This is a genomic window from Dactylosporangium darangshiense, from assembly GCF_039537565.1.
GTDB lineage: Bacteria > Actinomycetota > Actinomycetes > Mycobacteriales > Micromonosporaceae > Dactylosporangium > Dactylosporangium darangshiense.
On record NZ_BAABAT010000062.1, the window covers coordinates 35,444 to 51,608 of the forward strand.

General features: G+C 72.7%; 16 protein-coding genes and 1 pseudogene. 7 read left to right on the forward strand and 10 right to left on the reverse strand.

Features of this window, described 5'->3' with window-relative positions; all coding sequences use genetic code 11:
- The first annotated feature begins 9 nt into the window (after positions 1-9).
- The gene (cobF, locus tag ABD901_RS52420) at positions 10-783 is read left to right on the forward strand and encodes a precorrin-6A synthase (deacetylating) (protein ID WP_345142000.1); all 774 of its coding nucleotides are present in this window, start codon (positions 10-12) and stop codon (positions 781-783) included.
- Here cobF and ABD901_RS52425 read toward each other — a convergent pair.
- Positions 728-1,738 carry an aldo/keto reductase gene (locus ABD901_RS52425; protein ID WP_345142003.1) on the reverse strand — a complete coding sequence of 337 codons (1,011 nt, stop codon included), beginning with the start codon at positions 1,736-1,738 and terminating at the stop codon, positions 728-730. The two genes, cobF and ABD901_RS52425, sit on opposite strands and share 56 nt — an antisense overlap.
- 64 nt (positions 1,739-1,802) lie before the next feature.
- Between ABD901_RS52425 and ABD901_RS52430 the strand changes: the two genes are divergently transcribed.
- The 4 genes from ABD901_RS52430 to ABD901_RS52445 all read left to right on the forward strand — a co-directional run bounded on the left by ABD901_RS52430 (position 1,803) and on the right by ABD901_RS52445 (position 5,527).
- Complete coding sequence (locus ABD901_RS52430; protein WP_345142007.1) at positions 1,803-2,465, forward strand: TetR/AcrR family transcriptional regulator; 663 nt, start codon at positions 1,803-1,805, stop codon at positions 2,463-2,465.
- A 26-nt stretch (positions 2,466-2,491) separates the two neighbouring features.
- Positions 2,492-3,220 (forward strand): zf-HC2 domain-containing protein, encoded by a 729-nt coding sequence (locus tag ABD901_RS52435; RefSeq protein ID WP_345142010.1) that lies wholly within the window; start codon positions 2,492-2,494, stop codon positions 3,218-3,220.
- Between the two features lie 429 nt (positions 3,221-3,649).
- Entirely contained in the window at positions 3,650-4,621 is a 972-nt protein-coding gene (locus ABD901_RS52440) for a glycosyltransferase (protein ID WP_345142014.1), read from the forward strand.
- A gap of 105 nt (positions 4,622-4,726) precedes the next feature.
- Positions 4,727-5,527: a class I SAM-dependent methyltransferase gene (locus ABD901_RS52445; RefSeq protein WP_345142017.1), complete on the forward strand. Its 801-nt coding sequence runs from the start codon at positions 4,727-4,729 to the stop codon at positions 5,525-5,527.
- A 45-nt stretch (positions 5,528-5,572) separates the two neighbouring features.
- On the opposite strand, the gene ABD901_RS52450 is transcribed toward ABD901_RS52445, so the two are convergent.
- From ABD901_RS52450 to ABD901_RS52465, 4 genes are all read right to left on the reverse strand, one after another.
- Positions 5,573-7,126, reverse strand: coding sequence for a hypothetical protein (locus ABD901_RS52450; RefSeq protein WP_345142020.1), 1,554 nt, complete (start codon positions 7,124-7,126; stop codon positions 5,573-5,575).
- A gap of 4 nt (positions 7,127-7,130) precedes the next feature.
- Entirely contained in the window at positions 7,131-7,493 is a 363-nt protein-coding gene (locus tag ABD901_RS52455) for a hypothetical protein (protein WP_345142023.1), read from the reverse strand.
- Between the two features lie 85 nt (positions 7,494-7,578).
- Positions 7,579-8,550: a tetratricopeptide repeat protein gene (locus ABD901_RS52460; RefSeq protein ID WP_345142026.1), complete on the reverse strand. Its 972-nt coding sequence runs from the start codon at positions 8,548-8,550 to the stop codon at positions 7,579-7,581.
- Entirely contained in the window at positions 8,525-8,647 is a 123-nt protein-coding gene (locus tag ABD901_RS52465; RefSeq protein WP_345142031.1) for a hypothetical protein, read from the reverse strand. Before ABD901_RS52465 ends, ABD901_RS52460 begins: the two co-directional genes overlap by 26 nt.
- A gap of 127 nt (positions 8,648-8,774) precedes the next feature.
- On the opposite strand from ABD901_RS52465, the pseudogene ABD901_RS52470 reads away from it, so the two are divergent.
- Positions 8,775-9,986: pseudogene (locus ABD901_RS52470) on the forward strand (MFS transporter); the annotation flags it as partial.
- Here the strand turns inward: ABD901_RS52470 and ABD901_RS52475 are convergent.
- The 4 genes from ABD901_RS52475 to ABD901_RS52490 are packed head-to-tail and all read right to left on the reverse strand — an operon-like array spanning position 9,920 to position 13,898.
- Complete coding sequence (locus ABD901_RS52475) at positions 9,920-11,179, reverse strand: NAD(P)/FAD-dependent oxidoreductase (RefSeq protein WP_345142033.1); 1,260 nt, start codon at positions 11,177-11,179, stop codon at positions 9,920-9,922. The pseudogene ABD901_RS52470 and the gene ABD901_RS52475 sit on opposite strands and share 67 nt — an antisense overlap.
- A 45-nt stretch (positions 11,180-11,224) precedes the next feature.
- Positions 11,225-12,448, reverse strand: coding sequence for a deoxyguanosinetriphosphate triphosphohydrolase (locus tag ABD901_RS52480; protein WP_345142036.1), 1,224 nt, complete (start codon positions 12,446-12,448; stop codon positions 11,225-11,227).
- Positions 12,445-13,548 (reverse strand): AI-2E family transporter, encoded by a 1,104-nt coding sequence (locus ABD901_RS52485; protein ID WP_345142039.1) that lies wholly within the window; start codon positions 13,546-13,548, stop codon positions 12,445-12,447. The genes ABD901_RS52480 and ABD901_RS52485 overlap by 4 nt, the downstream gene beginning before the upstream one ends.
- Positions 13,545-13,898: a VOC family protein gene (locus ABD901_RS52490; RefSeq protein WP_345142041.1), complete on the reverse strand. Its 354-nt coding sequence runs from the start codon at positions 13,896-13,898 to the stop codon at positions 13,545-13,547. Before ABD901_RS52490 ends, ABD901_RS52485 begins: the two co-directional genes overlap by 4 nt.
- A 393-nt stretch (positions 13,899-14,291) precedes the next feature.
- Here ABD901_RS52490 and ABD901_RS52495 point away from each other — a divergent pair, with 393 nt between their 5' ends.
- Entirely contained in the window at positions 14,292-14,663 is a 372-nt protein-coding gene (locus ABD901_RS52495) for a hypothetical protein (RefSeq protein ID WP_345142045.1), read from the forward strand.
- Between the two features lie 135 nt (positions 14,664-14,798).
- Here ABD901_RS52495 and ABD901_RS52500 read toward each other — a convergent pair.
- A partial coding sequence (locus ABD901_RS52500) for a putative PEP-binding protein (protein WP_345142048.1) occupies positions 14,799-16,165 on the reverse strand: 1,367 nt, incomplete at its 5' end.

Genomic DNA, 16,165 nt, shown 5'->3' on the forward strand with positions numbered 1-16,165 from the left:
GATGGGCGGATGCGCACAGTGTTGATCATCGGTGTCGGCGCCGGCGACCCGGAGCAGGTGACCGTCCAGGCGATCAACGCGATGAACGCCTGCGACGCGTTCTTCGTCCTCGACAAGGGCGAGGCCGCGGCGGAGCTGACCGAGGCCCGGCGGGCGCTGTGTTCGCGATACGTCACCGGCTCGTACCGCACGGTGATCATCCCCGATCCGCCCCGCGACCGCGCCGCGGCCGACTACGAGGGCGCCGTGCGCGACTGGCGCGACGAGCGCGCCCGGCTGCTCGCCGAGGCGGTCGAGCGCGAGCTGCCCGACGGCGGCGTCGGCGGCATCCTGGCGTGGGGGGACCCGGCGCTGTACGACGGCACCATCCGCGTGCTGGACAGCATCCGGGCGGCGGGGCACGACGTCGGCTACGAGGTGATCCCGGGCATCTCCAGCGTGCAGATCCTGACGGCGCGGCACCGGGTGACGCTCAACCGGGTCGCGGGGCCGGTGCACATCACCACGGGGCGCCGGCTCGCGGCGGGGTGGCCCGCCGGCTGCTCCGACGTGGTGGTGATGCTGGACGCGGGGCTGGCCTGCTCGGCGTACCGCGACCTGCCGATCGACATCTACTGGGGCGCCTACCTCGGTACCCCCGACGAGATCCTGATCGCGGGCCGCCTCGACGCGGTGATCGACGAGATCGCGTCGGTCCGCGCCGAGGCCCGTGCCCGCAAGGGCTGGATCATGGATACATATCTACTGCGGCTGCACCCAGAACCCACGGCGTCGTCTGACTGATGAAGTCGGCGGGGAAGCCCTTTTGGAAGCCCGTCGCTGCTTCGAGGGTCTCGGCCTGCTCATCGGTCAGGTTGATCTGCAGGCAGCCCAGGTTGTCGCGGATCTGGGCCTCGCTGCGGGCGCCCAGGATGGGTAGGACGCCCTTGCGCCGTCGTGTCCACGCCAGCGCTACCTGGGCCGACGTGGCGCCGATCTCGTCGGCCACGTTGCGCACGGCTTGGGCGATGGCGCGGTCGCGGTCGCTGAGGGCGTCGGGGGCTAGCCGGAATTTTCCGGACATTTCAGATTTATCGTATTTTCCGGTGAGGATGCCGCCGCCGAGCGGGCTCCAGGCCGTCACGGCCATGCCGTAGGCCTCGGCCATCGGCAGCAGTTCGCGCTCGGCGTCGCGGTTGACCAGGCTGTACGGCACCTGCAGCCCAGCGAACGGCGTCCAGCCGCGCCACTCGGCGAGCGTGTTCGCGCGCGACACCACCCAGGCCGGCGCGTCGGAAATGCCCACGTAGAGCACCTTGCCGGCCGACACCGCGTCGTCGAGCGCGCGCATCGTCTCCTCGATCGGCGTGTGCCGGTCCCAGATGTGCACCCAGTAGACGTCGACGTGGTCGGTGCGCAGCCGCCGAAGGCTCGTCTCCAGCGACAGCCGCAGGTTGCGCCGGTGGTTGCCGCCCCCGTTCGGATCGGCGGCGTCCCTCGTCACCGTGTACTTCGTGGCGAGCACGAACCGGTCCCGTTCGCCGATGATCTGACCGAGGATCTCCTCGCTCGCCCCGCCGCGGTAGTTGATCGCCGTGTCGATCATGTTGCCGCCGGCCTCGGCGTAGGCATCGAGGATGCGCCGGCACTCCTCGAGCGGCGCCCCGACGCCGCCCTGCTCCCCGAAGGTCATCGCCCCGAGCACCAACTCGGGCACCCGCAGTCCCGTGCGCCCGAACGTCGTGTACCGCATTCCCATGGGGGCGACCATACAATCTGTCTGGTCACTATGTCCAGACTGCATATACGGTACCGTGGGAGCCGTGAACGCCCGCCATCCTTCGTCGGGGGACCTTCGCGAACGAGTCCTGGACGCGCTGCGCGACCTGCTCGCCGAGCGCACCTTCGACTCGCTGAGCGTCGCCGAGATCATCGCCGCCGCCGGGGTGTCCCGCGCGAGCTTCTACTTCTACTTCCCGGGCAAGCAGGCGGTCCTCGCTGAGCTCGTGCGCCGCGCCGTCGGCGCCGGCCACGAGGCCGCGCAGCCGTGGATCGCCGCGGAGACGCCCCCGCGCGAGGCCCTGCGGGCCGGCATCGACGCCGGCGCAACCTTGTGGCTGGCCAACGCGGGCGTGCTGCGCGCGATCGTGGAGAGCTGGGGCTCCGACCCGCAGCTGCGCGAGCTCTGGCTCGCCCAGATGGCGACGTTCACCGAGGCCACCGTGGCCCGCATCCGGTCCGACACGCATCTGGCAGGCGTCGACGTGCCGGCATTGGCCGCGTCGCTCACGTGGCTCGGCGAGCGCCTGTACTACCTGGCCGCCTGCGGGGTGGCGCCGTTCTCCGACCGCGCGGTGCTCGTCGACACGCTGACCCACCTGTGGGTCTCGGCCTTGTATCCGCAGGCTTCTTCGGAGGCTTCTGCGCACGCTTCTTCGGAGGCTTCTGCGGAGGCTTCTCCGCAGGCTGGAACTAACTCGCCGTGAGCGGCGACAATCCAACCGTGGAGTGTGTGCGGTACCGAGAGGCGCTGTCGGCCCGGATCGACGGCGAGGACGAAGCGATCGAGCCGGCGCTGGTCGACGCCCACCTGGCGTCCTGCGCGGCCTGCCGGGACTGGGAGCGAGAGGCCCTGGCCGTGACCCGGCTCGTGCGCCTGCAGCCGATGCCCGCGTCCCCGCCGCCGGTCTCCCGGCTGATGGCGGGTTTCCCGAAGCAGCGCCGCCGCCTGGTGCTCGTCCTGCGCACCCTGCTCGGCGCATTCGGCGCCGCCCAGTTCGTGCTCGGCATCACCCAGGCCGCCGCCGCCGCGACCGCCACCCACCTGCACGGCTCCGGCCACGTCTTCCACGAGTCCGCCGCCTGGAACGTGGCCATCGGCGCGGGCTTCGCCTGGATCGCCACCCGCCGCGCCACCCCGGCCGGCGCCCTGCCCATGCTGACCGCGTTCGTGGCCCTGCTGGCCCTGCTCAGCACGAGTGACCTGATGGCCGGCACCGTGGAGACGACGAGGCTGATCAGCCACGGCTTCGTCCTGGCCGGCTACGCGATCGTCATCGCGCTGTCCCGCCCGGCCCTGGACCCCGGCCGCCCGCCCGCCGGCCGCCAGGGCCCACCGTGGCGCTTCCGCCGCCCACCGGCGCTGGACGAGGAGCCGGCCGCACCGACTCCCGCCCCGGCCCGCCTGCGCCTGATCCAGGGCGAGGCCCATGTCAGTCGCCCCCTGCGCCGGGCAGCTTAACCACGGAGGGTTGTGGATTATCGCTCTGCGTGGTCGGCTCGGGCTTTGATTTGGTGGCCTCATGTACGGTTGAGGGAGATCTGACGGCCCGCCGCCGAAGTCGCGCCGTTGACGCTCACGAGGACGGCATTCGCTTCGACACACGGCTCTCGCATCGAGGAGATCGCTTACGCGCGCGCTACTTTTTCCCGAGACCGGCTTGATTCACGGAAACTGCGGCACCCCGTCGGGTCGCACCAGCGGCGCCCGCTCCGGCCCGATACCCGGTGACGCGGCCGTCAGGTGATCGAGCCGGCGGACCACGACCGGCGGCCCGGCCGGCTGGGTTACCGCCCCCACGAACCCGGGCACGGCGAGTAGCGGTGAGCCATGGGTCCGAGCAGATCGCCGAACGCAGGGGTCAACCGCGGACGGCGTAGATTCGGCAGCATGCGCGTCGTCTTCGCCAGCCTTGCGGCACCGGGTCATGCCTACCCGCTGGTGCCGCTCGCCGTCGCCGCGCAGCGCGCCGGGCACGACGTGCACTTCGCCGTGGGTGAGGAGGTCCACGCGGCGCTGCGCGGGGCCGGGCTCGCCGTGCTGCGGCCGGGGGACTGCTTCTACGAGATGTACCCGGAGGACCTCCAGCCGGAGCTCGAGCGCCTGCGCGCCGAGCTCGTCGTGCACGAGTGGGGGCTGCCGGGCGCCGCCGTCGCGGCCCAGCGGGCGGGGATTCCCTCGCTCTGGCACGGGTTCGGGCGGATGTACCCGGCGGGGATCGGGCTCGACCTGCCCGCCGATGTCGCCGACCGGCCGCACCTGGACATCTGCCCGGCCTCGTTGCAGGAGCCCGGGTTCCTGGCCACGGCCGAGCGGATCCCGCTGCGGCCGGTGGCGTTCTCGCCGCCGGGCGAGGCCGTGCGGATCGACGGGCCGTTCGTCTACGTCACGCTCGGCACCTCGTTCGGCACCCCCGAGGTGCTGCGTGCGGCCGTCGCCGGGGTCGCCGGGCTCGGGATGCGGGTCGTGGTGGCCGCCGGTCAGGTGCCGCCGGCGCGGCTCGGGCACCTGCCGCGCAACGTCGCCGTGCACGGGTGGGTGGCGCAGGCCGACGTGCTGCCGCGCGCCACGCTCGTCGTGCACCACGGCGGGAGCGGCACGACGCTGGGCGCGCTCGCCGCCGGGGTGCCGCAGCTGCTCCTGCCCCAGGGCGCGGACCAGTTCGGCAACGCCGAGGCGGTGACCACCGCGGGCGCGGGGCTCACCGCGGAGTCCGGCGCCAACGCGGACGCGATCGAGGACCTCGCCTGGCGGCTGCTGCCGGGGCGCGGCGACGAGTTCCGGGCCGCGGCCCGCACGATCGCCGCCGAGATCGCCCGGATGCCGCCGCCCGACGACGTCGTCCGGGACCTCATGACATAGACCACCCCCTGCGGCATACACTCATTGCGATCTATGCCGACCATGCGGGGGAGCAGTCCGCCATGAGATGCGTTTCATGAAGGCCGTCACATTGGCGCGCAGCTGATGGCGGCCGGCCTCGACTACGCGTTCTCCAACGACGACCCGGAGGCCGTCGACCGGCACCAGTTCCTGGCGGCGATGCTCGACCCGGCGACCCGCGAGCGGCTGGCCGGCCTCGGCCCGCTGGCCGGCCGGCGCTGCCTGGAGCTCGGCGCCGGCGGCGGCAGCGTCGCGGCGTGGCTGGCCGCCGAGGCGGGTCCGGCCGGGCGGGTGCTGGCCACCGACATCAACCTGCGGCACCTGCCCGACGGCGCCGCATACGAGACGCTGCGGCACGACCTGCGCAGCGAGCCGGTGCCGCCGGGCCCGTGGGACCTCATCCATGCCCGGCTGGTACTGCTGCACATACCCGACCGCGAGGACATCCTGCGCCGGCTGGCGGCCGCGCTCGCGCCCGGCGGCGCGCTGGTGCTCGAGGAGTGGTCGACCACCACCCTCAACCCGGGGCTGGTGCTCTCGGCGCCGAGCGTGCGGGCGCGGGAGCTGGTCGAGGAGTACCACCGCACGCTCATCACCGACGTGCTGCCGGCCCGCGGCAACGACCCGAGCTGGGCGCCCCGGCTGCACCGGGCGATGGAGGACGCCGGCCTGACCGGCGTCACCACCCGCATCAGCGCAGACTCGTGGCCCGGCGGCTCGCCCGGCGCCCGCCTGATCCACGCCAACGTCGCGCAGCTGCGCGACGACTTCCTCGCCGCCGGCTTCACCCCCGAGCGCCTCGACGAGCTGCGCGACGTCGTGCACGACCCGCGGCTGGTGCTGCGCAGCCACCTGCTCTACTCCACCGCGGGCCGCCGGCCGTGACGGCCCGCGGCCCGGTCCCGCCGCTGCCCACCCGGGCTGCGGCGACTAGCGGTGCTGTTCCTTCTCCTTGCGCGACCAGACCATCCGCTCGATGATTCGCTGCACCTGCCCGTTCTTCCACGCCATCTGCAGCCGACCGTGGTCGTCGTGCCCGTCGGACACGCCGACTCCGACCTGGATCTTGTCGCCGTCGAGCAGCGACAGCACGAAGCTTTGGTCCAGGAAGGTCTCCTGGTACTGCCCGGAGCCGTCGTCGAACAGCATCCGGCCGGCCTCGTCGATCTCCTTGCGAGACGAGATGGTGTGCGAAGAGATGGCGACAACGTCGGCGTAGTGGAACGCCTGTGTGGCGTGGCTCGTGGCTCGGCCCGTCGCGAAGTCGAGCTCGCAGCGGTACACGCACACCCGATGCTTGCTCAGGTACGTCACCAGGACGTGGTAGTGATCGGAGCGGATCTTTCCGTCAGCGCCGACGCGGCTGCGCGCCACCAGCGTGTTGGTCTGCGTCCGCACGATGCGGTACGCGTGCCGCAACGGCCCGTCCTGGACCCGCCGGTATTCGGCCCGCTTCTGGCGCAGCCGCGAGACGCCGACCACCGTCTGGGGCTCCGCGAGCAGGTCGCCGCCGCGATCCTGTGAGCCCGGGTCGAGCCGGTGCCGCTGTGCCCCCTCGGCCTGTATCCGCTCGACGTCCTGCCGCAGCCACTCGTCGAGCTGCGCGTCGCTGGGCCGCATCGCCGCGATCTCCTGGCCCTCCTCGTAGATCGCGAGCTTGCGGCGGTACACGCGGACGTCCTGGTAGAGGATCATGCCGACGACGACGGCCACCGCCGCCACGACGAGGGCGGCGACGACGATCGCGACGCGAGCCGCCATCGCGATGGAGCTCGTCGCGATCGCGATCGCCGTCGCGCCGCTGAGTGGCCCGCCGATCAGCAGGGCGACGGTGGTCCGGATCGGCACGTCGTCCGGGCGGGGTGGCAGCTCCTTGAAGTACCGGCGGACACCAATGCGACGCTCGTCGTCGGGCACACGAACCTGCGGGCCGCCGGTCTCGTGTTCGAGCACCTCGATGTCCAGCTCGGCGGCCCGCTCCACGAGCAGGCGCCAGGTCACGCCCGGCGTGGGCACGAGGTGCTTGGTCACGAGCCGCACCTCGTCGGCGTTGAGGCGCGCGACGGCACCGCGGTCGGCGATCCGCCCGAGCGGGCGAGGCTCGCTCATGCTGTCCGCCTGGTACCAGTCCTCCTGTACGAGCGCCGCGAGGAACCCGGCGAGCGGCATCTTCTGGGCGTTGCTCAGACACATGACCACGTGGTCGATCTCGGCCGGTGGACGGTACGCGGGCCTGACACGTGCCAGCTTCGCCAGCGCCGTGTAGCAGTAGGCGGCGGCCCGCTCCTCGTCCCGGCGGTCCTGGTGCAGTGCCTTCTCGAATGCCTCGATGGCTGCGGGGTAGTACTCCTCGGCGAGCTCGCGTTGACCGATGGCGAGCCAGTCGGTCTGGTCGCCGTACGCAACGTTGATGTTGTTGATGTTGTCGGCGTTGTTGATGACGCCGAACTGGTCGCCCGCGATCCGATCTCGGATGCTCATCATGTGCTCATCGCAGGATGCCGGCCGCCGCAGCCGCAGCGGCGGTCAATGCGGCGCCGAGCTGGGCATACGGCAGGGCGGTCGAGGCCGCCTGAACCAGGCGTGCCGCGCGGCCCAGGTGCGCGGCCGCGGCGGGCGCCGGACCGGAGCGGACGACGTCGCCCGCCGCGACCAGCTCCGCATCGACCGCATCGGCGACGCCGGGCTCGATGAGGTTCTCCTCGCGCGCTCGAACGACATCGGCGCGCAGCGCATCGATCGTCCGCTCGAGCGAACGAGCGTCGATGCTCGCGCCGGCGCCCACTCCGCCGTAGTTGTTGATCGCGTCGGCGTTCTGGATCACTCCGTACTGATTGCCCTTGATCTCCACAGAAGCCCCCCTAAATCCATGGAAGTCGATTAGGCAATGCTAGGAGCGTTCATGCCTGCCTGTCGATGGCGTGCGGTTACGTCAATCAGACAGGGCCTGCGGGGGCGATCACCGCGGATAGGGAAGTAAGCGTCAGGACGGTCTCCGGGTGGTCGGGGCCGAGCGTGCGGCGCTTGCCGTCCAGGGCGCGCCGGTAGAGGGCCGCCGCCTCGGCCTTGTCGCCCAGGTCGGCGCGCACCGCGGCCAGGTTGTGCAGGGCGGCGAGGACGTCGATGTGGTCCGGGCCGTAGCGCCCGGGCGCGGCGAGGGTCGCGATCGCGGCGCGCAGCAGCGGCTCGGCCTCGGCCGGGTGGCCCGCCGCGTGCAGCAGCGCGGCGAGCTGCGCCTCGTCGGCGGCGATGGCCGGGTGGCCGGGCGGGTACGCGAGCCGGTGCAGCGCCAGCGAACGCCGGGCGTATGCCACGCCCTCGGCGGGCTCGCCGCGGGCGTGCGCTAGGCCGGCGAGGTTGTGCCAGACGGGGGCCAGCTCGGGCGCGTCCGGGCCGTGCGCCGCCTCCAGTGCGGCGCGCGCCCGCGCGTAGCAGGCGTGCGCCTCGTCGAGCCGGCCGGCGAAGCGGTGGAGCACGCCGAGGTCGTTGTGCAGCGGCGCCAGTTCGAGCTCGGTGCAGCCCGCGGCGTCGTCGCGCGCGGCGCGGTACAGCCGCTCGGACTCCGCGTAGCGGCCCTGCCGGCGCAGGCAGCCGGCCAGGCCCAGGGCCGCCTGGACGCGCAGGCGCAGCAGGTCGCCGCCGGCGTGCGGGAAGGCGGCCAGCACCGCGACCGCGCGGCGGTGTCCGGCCTCGGCCTCGCGGTGCGCGCCGAGCTCGTCCTGCGCGCCGGCCAGCAGCGTCAGCACGTTGGCGACGTCGGGGTGGCCCGCGCCGGCCTGCGCCTCGAGCAGTTCGAGGGCCCGCCGGCACAGGCGCACCGTCTCGGCGTAGCGGCCCTCGTCCCACGCCGTCAGGGCCGCCGCGTGCCGCGCTACCGCCTCGTCAACGGGGTCCGGCGGCGCGGTCACGGTCGGTGCCGGCCGGGGCGGCCTGGCTGTGGTTGGTGGCGAGGCCGCCCGAGCGCACCGCGGTGCGCACGACGGGCGTGGAATCGGTCTTCTGCATCTCAGTCTCCTCGAACGAGCTCCGGTGGTACGACCAAAGGCTCCCGCGCCCCGCTTGGCCGGAACTTGCGGCGGACTTGGAGCGGCGGCTCAAGCGGGCGCCAATCGGCCCGCCGCAGACTGCCGCCATGAACCGTGCGGTCCGATGGTTGTTCCTCGGCGACGTGATCTCGGCGGCCGGCATCGGGCTCACGCAGCCCTACCTCGTGATCCTGCTGCACGGCGCGAAGGGCGTGCCGCTGGCGACCGCGACGGCGATGACGTCGCTGCTGGCCCTCGCGAGCCTGCCCGGCAACGGGCTCAGCGGCGCCCTAGCCGACCGCTACGGCGGGCGCCGCGCGATGACCGCCGGGCTCGTGGCCACCGTCGCCGGCCTGTCCCTGGTCGCCGCCGCCCGGGACCCGGTCCTGCTCGGGCTCGCCGTCGCCGCGGTCGGCTTCGGGTGGTCGGTGACGCTGCCGGCGTACTCGGCGCTGCTGGCCGCCCTCGTGCCCGCCGGCGCGCAGGGGCGCGCGTTCACGCTGCAGTTCGCGCTGTTCAACGCCGGCATGGGTGCCGGCGCGGCCATCGGCGGCCCGATCGTCGGCGGTTCGGCCGGCGTCGATCCTTCGGCGCTGTGGTGGGTCGCCGCCGCCACCTGCGCGGCCGCGGTGGCCTGCGTGTGGGCGTCGGGCGCCCGCCCGGCGGGCCAGGCGCGCGACGCGGGCGGCTACCGGGCGCTGCTGGCCGACCGGGCGCTGCTGCGGCTGCTGCTCGTCGCCGGGCTGGTGTCGGCCGCGGGCTACGGCGTGTACAACGCCGGTCTGCCCGTCCTCGCGGTCCTCGCCGGCGACCCGGCCGGCATGTCGTGGGCGAGCGTGACGAACTGCCTCACCATCGTCGCGGGCCTGCCCGTGGCGCTGCGCCTCGGCCGCCGCCTGCGCCCGGCGGGGCTGATCGCCGCGGCGGCGGCCGTGTGGTCGGCGGGCTGGGTGCTGTGCGCCGTGCAGGCGGCCGCGCACCCGCTCGGCGGCCGCGCGGCGCTGGCGGTGGCCGCGGCGCTCATGGGCGCGGGCGAGCTGCTGCTGTCCGGGGCGCTGCCGGCGCTGGTGAACGCGCTGGCCCCGGAGGCGCTGCGCGGCCGCTACAACGCGGCGCTGACCTTCGCCATGACGGCCGGGATGTGGGCCGGCCCGCTGCTGGCCGCCGGCGCCACCGCCCTGGGCGAGGTGTGGCTGCTCTTCGCCCTGGCGGTGGCGCTCCTGGCCGTCGTGGTGCCCCTGGTCCGGGCCCCTCAGGCGAGCAGGTCAGCCAGCGGGACCTCGGGGTCGGCGAGGCGGTCCAGGTCGACGGCGCGGCCGGCGAAGCCGGCGCGGACCAGGTTCTGGATGTCGTCGGTGACGTCCCAGACGTTGACGTTCATGCCGGCCAGCACCCGGCCGTCCTTGGTCCAGAAGACCACGACCTCCGGTGCCTTGCCGTCCACGATGGACGGGTCGCCACGGAACACCACCCGGTCGTAGCCGCCCGGTGCCGCATAGCCGCTGTACTCCATGCCGAGGTCGTACTGGTCGGAGAAGAAGTACGGCACCCGGTCGTAGACGACGTCCTCGCCGAGCAGGGCGCGCCCGGCGTACTTGCCGCCGTTGAGGGCGTTGGCCCAGTGCTCGACCCGGACCCGCTCGCCCAGCAGCGGGTGGTTGAGGTTCACCACGTCGCCGGCGGCGTAGACGTCCTCGGCCGACGTGCGCAGGTTGGCGTCGACGAGGATGCCGTTGTCGACGGCGAGGCCGCCGTCCACCGCGAGCTCCGTGCTGGGCCGGATGCCGATGCCGATGACGGCGACGTCGGCGGGCAGCTCGGTGCCGTCGGAGAGCACGACGGAGGTGAGCCGGCCGTCGCTGCCGCGGAACTCGGCCGCCGACGTGCCGAACCGGAAGTCCACCCCGTTCGCGCGATGCAGCTCGGCGAAGATGGCGGCCACCTCGTCGCCGAGGACGCGCTGCAGCGGCAGGTCGGCCATCTCGGCGACGGTGACGTTCGCGCCGTGGTGGCGGGCCGCGGCGGCGGTCTCCAGGCCGATCCAGCCGGCGCCGATGACCACGACGTTGGCGGCCTTGCGCAGGTGGTCCAGCAGCGCGTCGGACTCGTCGATCGTGCGCAGGTAGCGCACGCCGGTGAGGTCGGAGCCGGGGATGTCCAGGGTCCGCACCCGCGAACCGGTGGTCAGCAGCAGCTTGTCGTAGCGCAGCTCGTCGACCCCGTCGAGGGTGATCGTGTGGGCCGCCGGGTCGAGGTGCGTCACCCGGGTAGCCAGGCGCAGGTCGACGTCGTTGTCGGCATACCAGTCCGGGGAATGCACGAACGCCTTCTCGCGGGCCCCCTCCTTGCCCTGCAGGTGGCCCTTCGACAGCGGCGGGCGCTCGTAGGGCCGCTCCATCTCCTCGCCGATCAGGACCACCTTGCCGGTGAAGCCCTCGGCGCGCAGCGTCTCCGCCGCCTTCGCGCCGGCCAGGCTCGCCCCGACGATCACAAAGATGCGCTCATCAGCCATGTCTCCAGCCTTTCACGGTCCGGTCAGGCGCGCGTGGCACGCCACTCACGATCGGGTAAGGCGCGCGTGCCACGCCACCGCGGCTGGATCGGTCAGGCTCGCCACCTGGTCGATCACCACCCGCAGGCGCGCCGCGTCGTCGGGGGCGCTTCGCCACATCGGGGCGAAGACCGGGTCGAGGCCGTCGCCCTCGCGCGCCAGGAGCGCGGCCACGAGCGACTGCAGGATGTGTACCTCGTCGGCGTACCGCTGCGAGGAACCCGGCCGCCGCATGACGTAGCGCAGCGCGATCCCCTTCAGCAGTGCGCAGTGCGCGCGCACCAGGGGCGGCACGAGCAGGTCCGCGTCGTAGCGGCGCAACGGGCGGGGGCCGTAGCGCTCCCGAGTGGCGGCCACCGCGGCGGCGGCGAACCGGCCGGTCAGCACGCTCGTCATCCGCTTCAGCGCGATCTGCGCGCCGTGGCTGCCGTCGTAGTCGTCCAGCGGCTCGAAGACCGGGTCGGCGAGCAGCTCCAGCAGGATGGCGTCAAGGTCGGCGGCCGGTTCCTGCGAGTACGCGGCGGCGACGTCGGCGCACAGCGCCTCCCGCTCGTCCGCGTCGGTGCGCAGGGGCGCCAGGTGGACGTACCCACCGTGAATGCCGTCCTCGAGATCGTGCACCGAATAGGCCACGTCGTCGGCCCAGTCCATGACCTGCGCCTCCAGGCAGCGCCGGGAGCCCGGCTCGAGGCGCAGCCACTCGAAGACCGCGAGGTCGTCGGGGTACACGCCGAACTTGCGCCGCCCCGGCTGCCGCTGCCACGGATACTTCGACACCGCGTCGAGCGAGGCGCGGGTGAGGTTGAGCCCGGCGCCGGCCACCTTCGCCTCCAGGCGGGTGAGCACCCGCAGTGTCTGCGCGTTGCCCTCGAAGCCGCCGCACGCCGCGGAGACCGCGTCGAGCGCGTCCTCGCCGTTGTGGCCGAAGGGCGGGTGGCCGAGGTCGTGCGCGAGCCCGGCCACGTCGACGACGTCGGGGTCGCAGCCCAGGCGCGCGCCCATCTCGCGGCCGATCTGCGCCACCTCCAGCGAGTGGGTGAGCCGGGTGCGCAGGAACGCGTCGGTGCCGGCCGTGTGCACCTGCGTCTTGGTGGCGAGGCGGCGGAACCCGGCCGAGTGCAGCACGCGGGCCCGGTCGCGCTGGAACGGGCCGCGGCCGTTGTCAGCGGGCGTGGTGACCGTGTCCTTGACCGGTTCGGCCACGAAGCGATCGGCATCGGCGTTGGTCACGTGTCGAGCTTAGAAGAGTCCTCATCTCGCGGCGTCGGGATCGGCACCGGCGGATCGGCCGGCGGCTCGTCGCGGGCCGGCGGCTCGTTGAGCGCCTCCACCACCGGGGTCATGAGCACCTTGGCCGCGGCGACGACCGGGATCGCCATCAGCGCGCCGACGACGCCGAGGATGGCGCCGCCGGTCAGCGCGGCCAGCAGGACCGCGATCGAGGACAGGTCGACGGTGTTGCGCAGCACCCGCGGCGCGATCAGGTAGTTCTCCACCTGCTGGTAGGCCACGAAGAACACCACGAGCACGATCGTGGACACGATGTCGCCGGTCACCAGGGCGACCAGGCAGCAGCCGGCGGCGCCGACCGTCGCGCCGATCATCGGGATGAGGTCGGTGAGCGCCACCCACACGGCCAGCGGCAGCGCGTAGGGCACGTCCAGCACGAACAGGCACACGCCCGAGGTGACGCCGGCGAAGACCGAGATGATCAGGTTGCCGATCATGTATCCGCCGACCTTGTCGACGACCACGTTGATCGCCTGCGCGGCCCGCGGCCGCCTCGAGCGCGGCACCAGGCGGACCAGGCCGCGGCGGATGCGCGGCAGGTCGGCCATGAAGTAGATCGTGAGCACGCTGACCAGCAGGATGTTGATCAGCGCGCTGAAGACGCCGGTGAGCACGCCGAGCGCGCCGCCGCCGATCTTGGCCGGCAGGGACTTGGCGAGGTCGGTCAGGCGCTCGGTGAGCCCGTAGCGGTCGGCGATCTCGCGGTAGGCGCGCGAGCGGTCCGGCAGCTCCTGCAGGTAGCGCGGCACGTTGTCCAGCAGCTGGCCGGCCTGCCCGACCAGCGGCGGCGCCAGCGACCAGATGAACCCGGCCAGGATCGCCAGCCCCAGCAGCAGGATGATGCCGACCGCGATCGAGCGGCGCACGCCGTGGCGGATCAGCAGCCGCACCGCGGGGTCGAGGCTCACCGCGACGAACAGCGCGATGATCACCTGGACGAGGACCTGCCGGACGGAGTACAGCGCGAAGGCCCCGGCGGCGACCGTGAGCAGGCCGAGGCCCGCCGCGATCGCCAGCCGGTAGGTCTTGGCGAAGGTCATCGCTTCGGCCGGATGATGCAGAACTCGTTGCCCTCGGGGTCGGCCAGCACCACCCAGGCGGCACTCTCGGGCTGGCCGACGTCCACGTGCCGGGCGCCCATGTTCACGAGCCGCTCCAGCTCGGCGTCGAGGTCGTCGGGGCGCAGGTCGAGGTGCAGCCGGTTCTTGGACTGCTTGGCGTCGTCGTGACGGAGGAAGACGATACGTGGATGACCGTCGATGGCCGGGCCGATCACGACCTCACGCGGCGATACGCTCTCGATGCGGTGGTCGAGCACCTCGGCCCACCACCGGGCCAGGCGTTCCGGGTCGACCGCGTCCACGATCAGGGCGTACCAGCGACTCCCCATACACACCTCCGCGGTCGACGTGGGGACCCACCATACGCCGGGTCGACGACCGTCGCAGCCGCAAGTTGCACCGTGGGGAGAGGGCACGGTATTCCCTTTCCGGCACGCATGTAGGTCAAACGTGCACATTGCAAAATTCGAAAACCGTCCGGTCAGTCATTCCTGGACGGATGCGGGGAGTGCTGATCACCGAACGCACGGTAATCTGCCCGTTGTGCTGGCCCGCCGGCTGGGCGCGGACGGCTCGGTAAACGCGGACCAGGTGTGCGACCACGCCGACCGCCGGCGGCGCATGCTCGAGGAGGCGCAGCCCGCTGTGGTGGGCGTTCGCCCTCGGCGCCGGCCGGACGAAGTGCCGAACCTTCCCCTAGCAGAAAGCTCACGGAGGCTGCCATGGCGGACATGGAGACCGCGCTCAAGGAACTCATGCAGATCGACGGCGCGATCGGCGTCGCGCTCGTGGACTACAACAGCGGCGCGGCGCTCGGCGTGCTCGGCGGGTCGAAGGACCTCGACCTGACCGTCGCGGCGGCCGGCAACACGGACGTGGTGCGGGCCAAGATGCGCACCATCGAGATGCTGAACGTGCAGGACGACATCGAGGACATCCTGATCACGCTGGCGAACCAATACCACCTGATCCGCCCGGTCACCGGCCGCTCGGGCAAGGACCTGTTCCTCTACCTCGTGCTGCTGCGCACGCGGGCCAACCTGGCCCTGGCGCGCCACCAGCTCGGGCGCGTCGAGGATGACCTCGAAATCTAGGTCGGCGCCTGGAAAAAGGCCGGGGCGCCGTTGCCCCGGCCTTTCTCGTGCCTCATCGGGGACTCGAAACCCGACGACGCTCACCGGGGACTCGAAACCCGGTGACCTTGCACCTGCCCGACTCGCCGGCGCTGCCTAGCGCGAGTCGGAGCCGGTGGACTCGATGGCGGCGCGGCCCGCCTCCAGGCGCGCGACCGGCACCCGGAACGGCGAGCAGGACACGTAGTCCAGGCCGACCTCGTGGAAGAAGTGCACGGAGTCGGGGTCGCCGCCGTGCTCGCCGCAGACACCGAAATGCAGCTCCGGGCGGGCGGCGCGGCCCTCGTCGACCGCGATGCGCACCAGCCGGCCGACCCCGTCGCGGTCGATCGACTCGAACGGCGAGACGCCGAAGATGCCCAGCTCGAGGTACCGCCAGAAGAACGCCCCTTCGACGTCGTCCCGGGAGAACCCCCAGCCCATCTGGGTCAGGTCGTTGGTGCCGAACGAGAAGAAGTCGGCGGCCTGCGCGATGTCGCCGGCGGTCAGCGCCGCCCGCGGCACTTCGATCATCGTGCCGATCTTCACGTCGACGTCGAACTCGCCGATGATCTTCTCGGCCTCGGCCCGGATCGTCTCCAGCTCCTGCACCGCGCCGACGAGCGGCACCATGATCTCCGGTTGCGCGCCCGGCACGGCGGCGGCCGCCTCGACGATCGCCCGCACCTGCATCGCGAAGAGCCCCGGGATCACCAGGCCGAGGCGCACGCCCCGCAGGCCCAGCATCGGGTTCTCCTCGTGCATCCGGCGCACGGCGTCGAGCAGGTCCTTGTCCCGGCCCGGGTCCTCGCCGCGCTCCTCGGCGACGGCGACCTTCACCGCGAGGTCCTCCAGGGGCGGCAGGAACTCGTGCAGCGGCGGGTCGATGAGGCGCACCGTGACCGGCAGGCCGGCCATCGCGCGGAACAGCTCGGTGAAGTCGGCGCGCTGCAGGGGCAGCAGCTCGGCGAGGGCGGCGTCGCGCTGCTCGGCGGTGCGGGCCAGGATCAGCCGCTCCACGAGGGCCCGGCGCTCGCCGAGGAACATGTGCTCGGTGCGGCACAGGCCGATGCCCTGCGCGCCGAAGCGCCGCGCCCGGGCCGCGTCCTCGCCGGTGTCGGCGTTGGTGCGCACCCGCAGCCGGCGCCGCTCGTCGGCGTGGGTGAGGATGCGGTGTACCGCGGAGACGAGCGGGTCGGCCTGCGGGTCGAGGGTGCCCTCGAAGTACTGGACCACGGGCGAGGGCTGGACGGGCACCTCGCCGAGGTAGACGCGTCCGGTCGTGCCGTCGATGGAGATGACGTCGCCCTCGGACACCACGTGGCCGTTCACGTTGAACTGTCCCTTGTGGACGTTCACGTCGAGCTCGTCGGCGCCGCACACGCAGGTCTTGCCCATGCCGCGGGCGACCACGGCGGCGTGCGAGGTCTTGCCGCCCCGGCTGGTCAGGATGCCCTGCGCGGCGATCATGCCCGGCAGGTCGT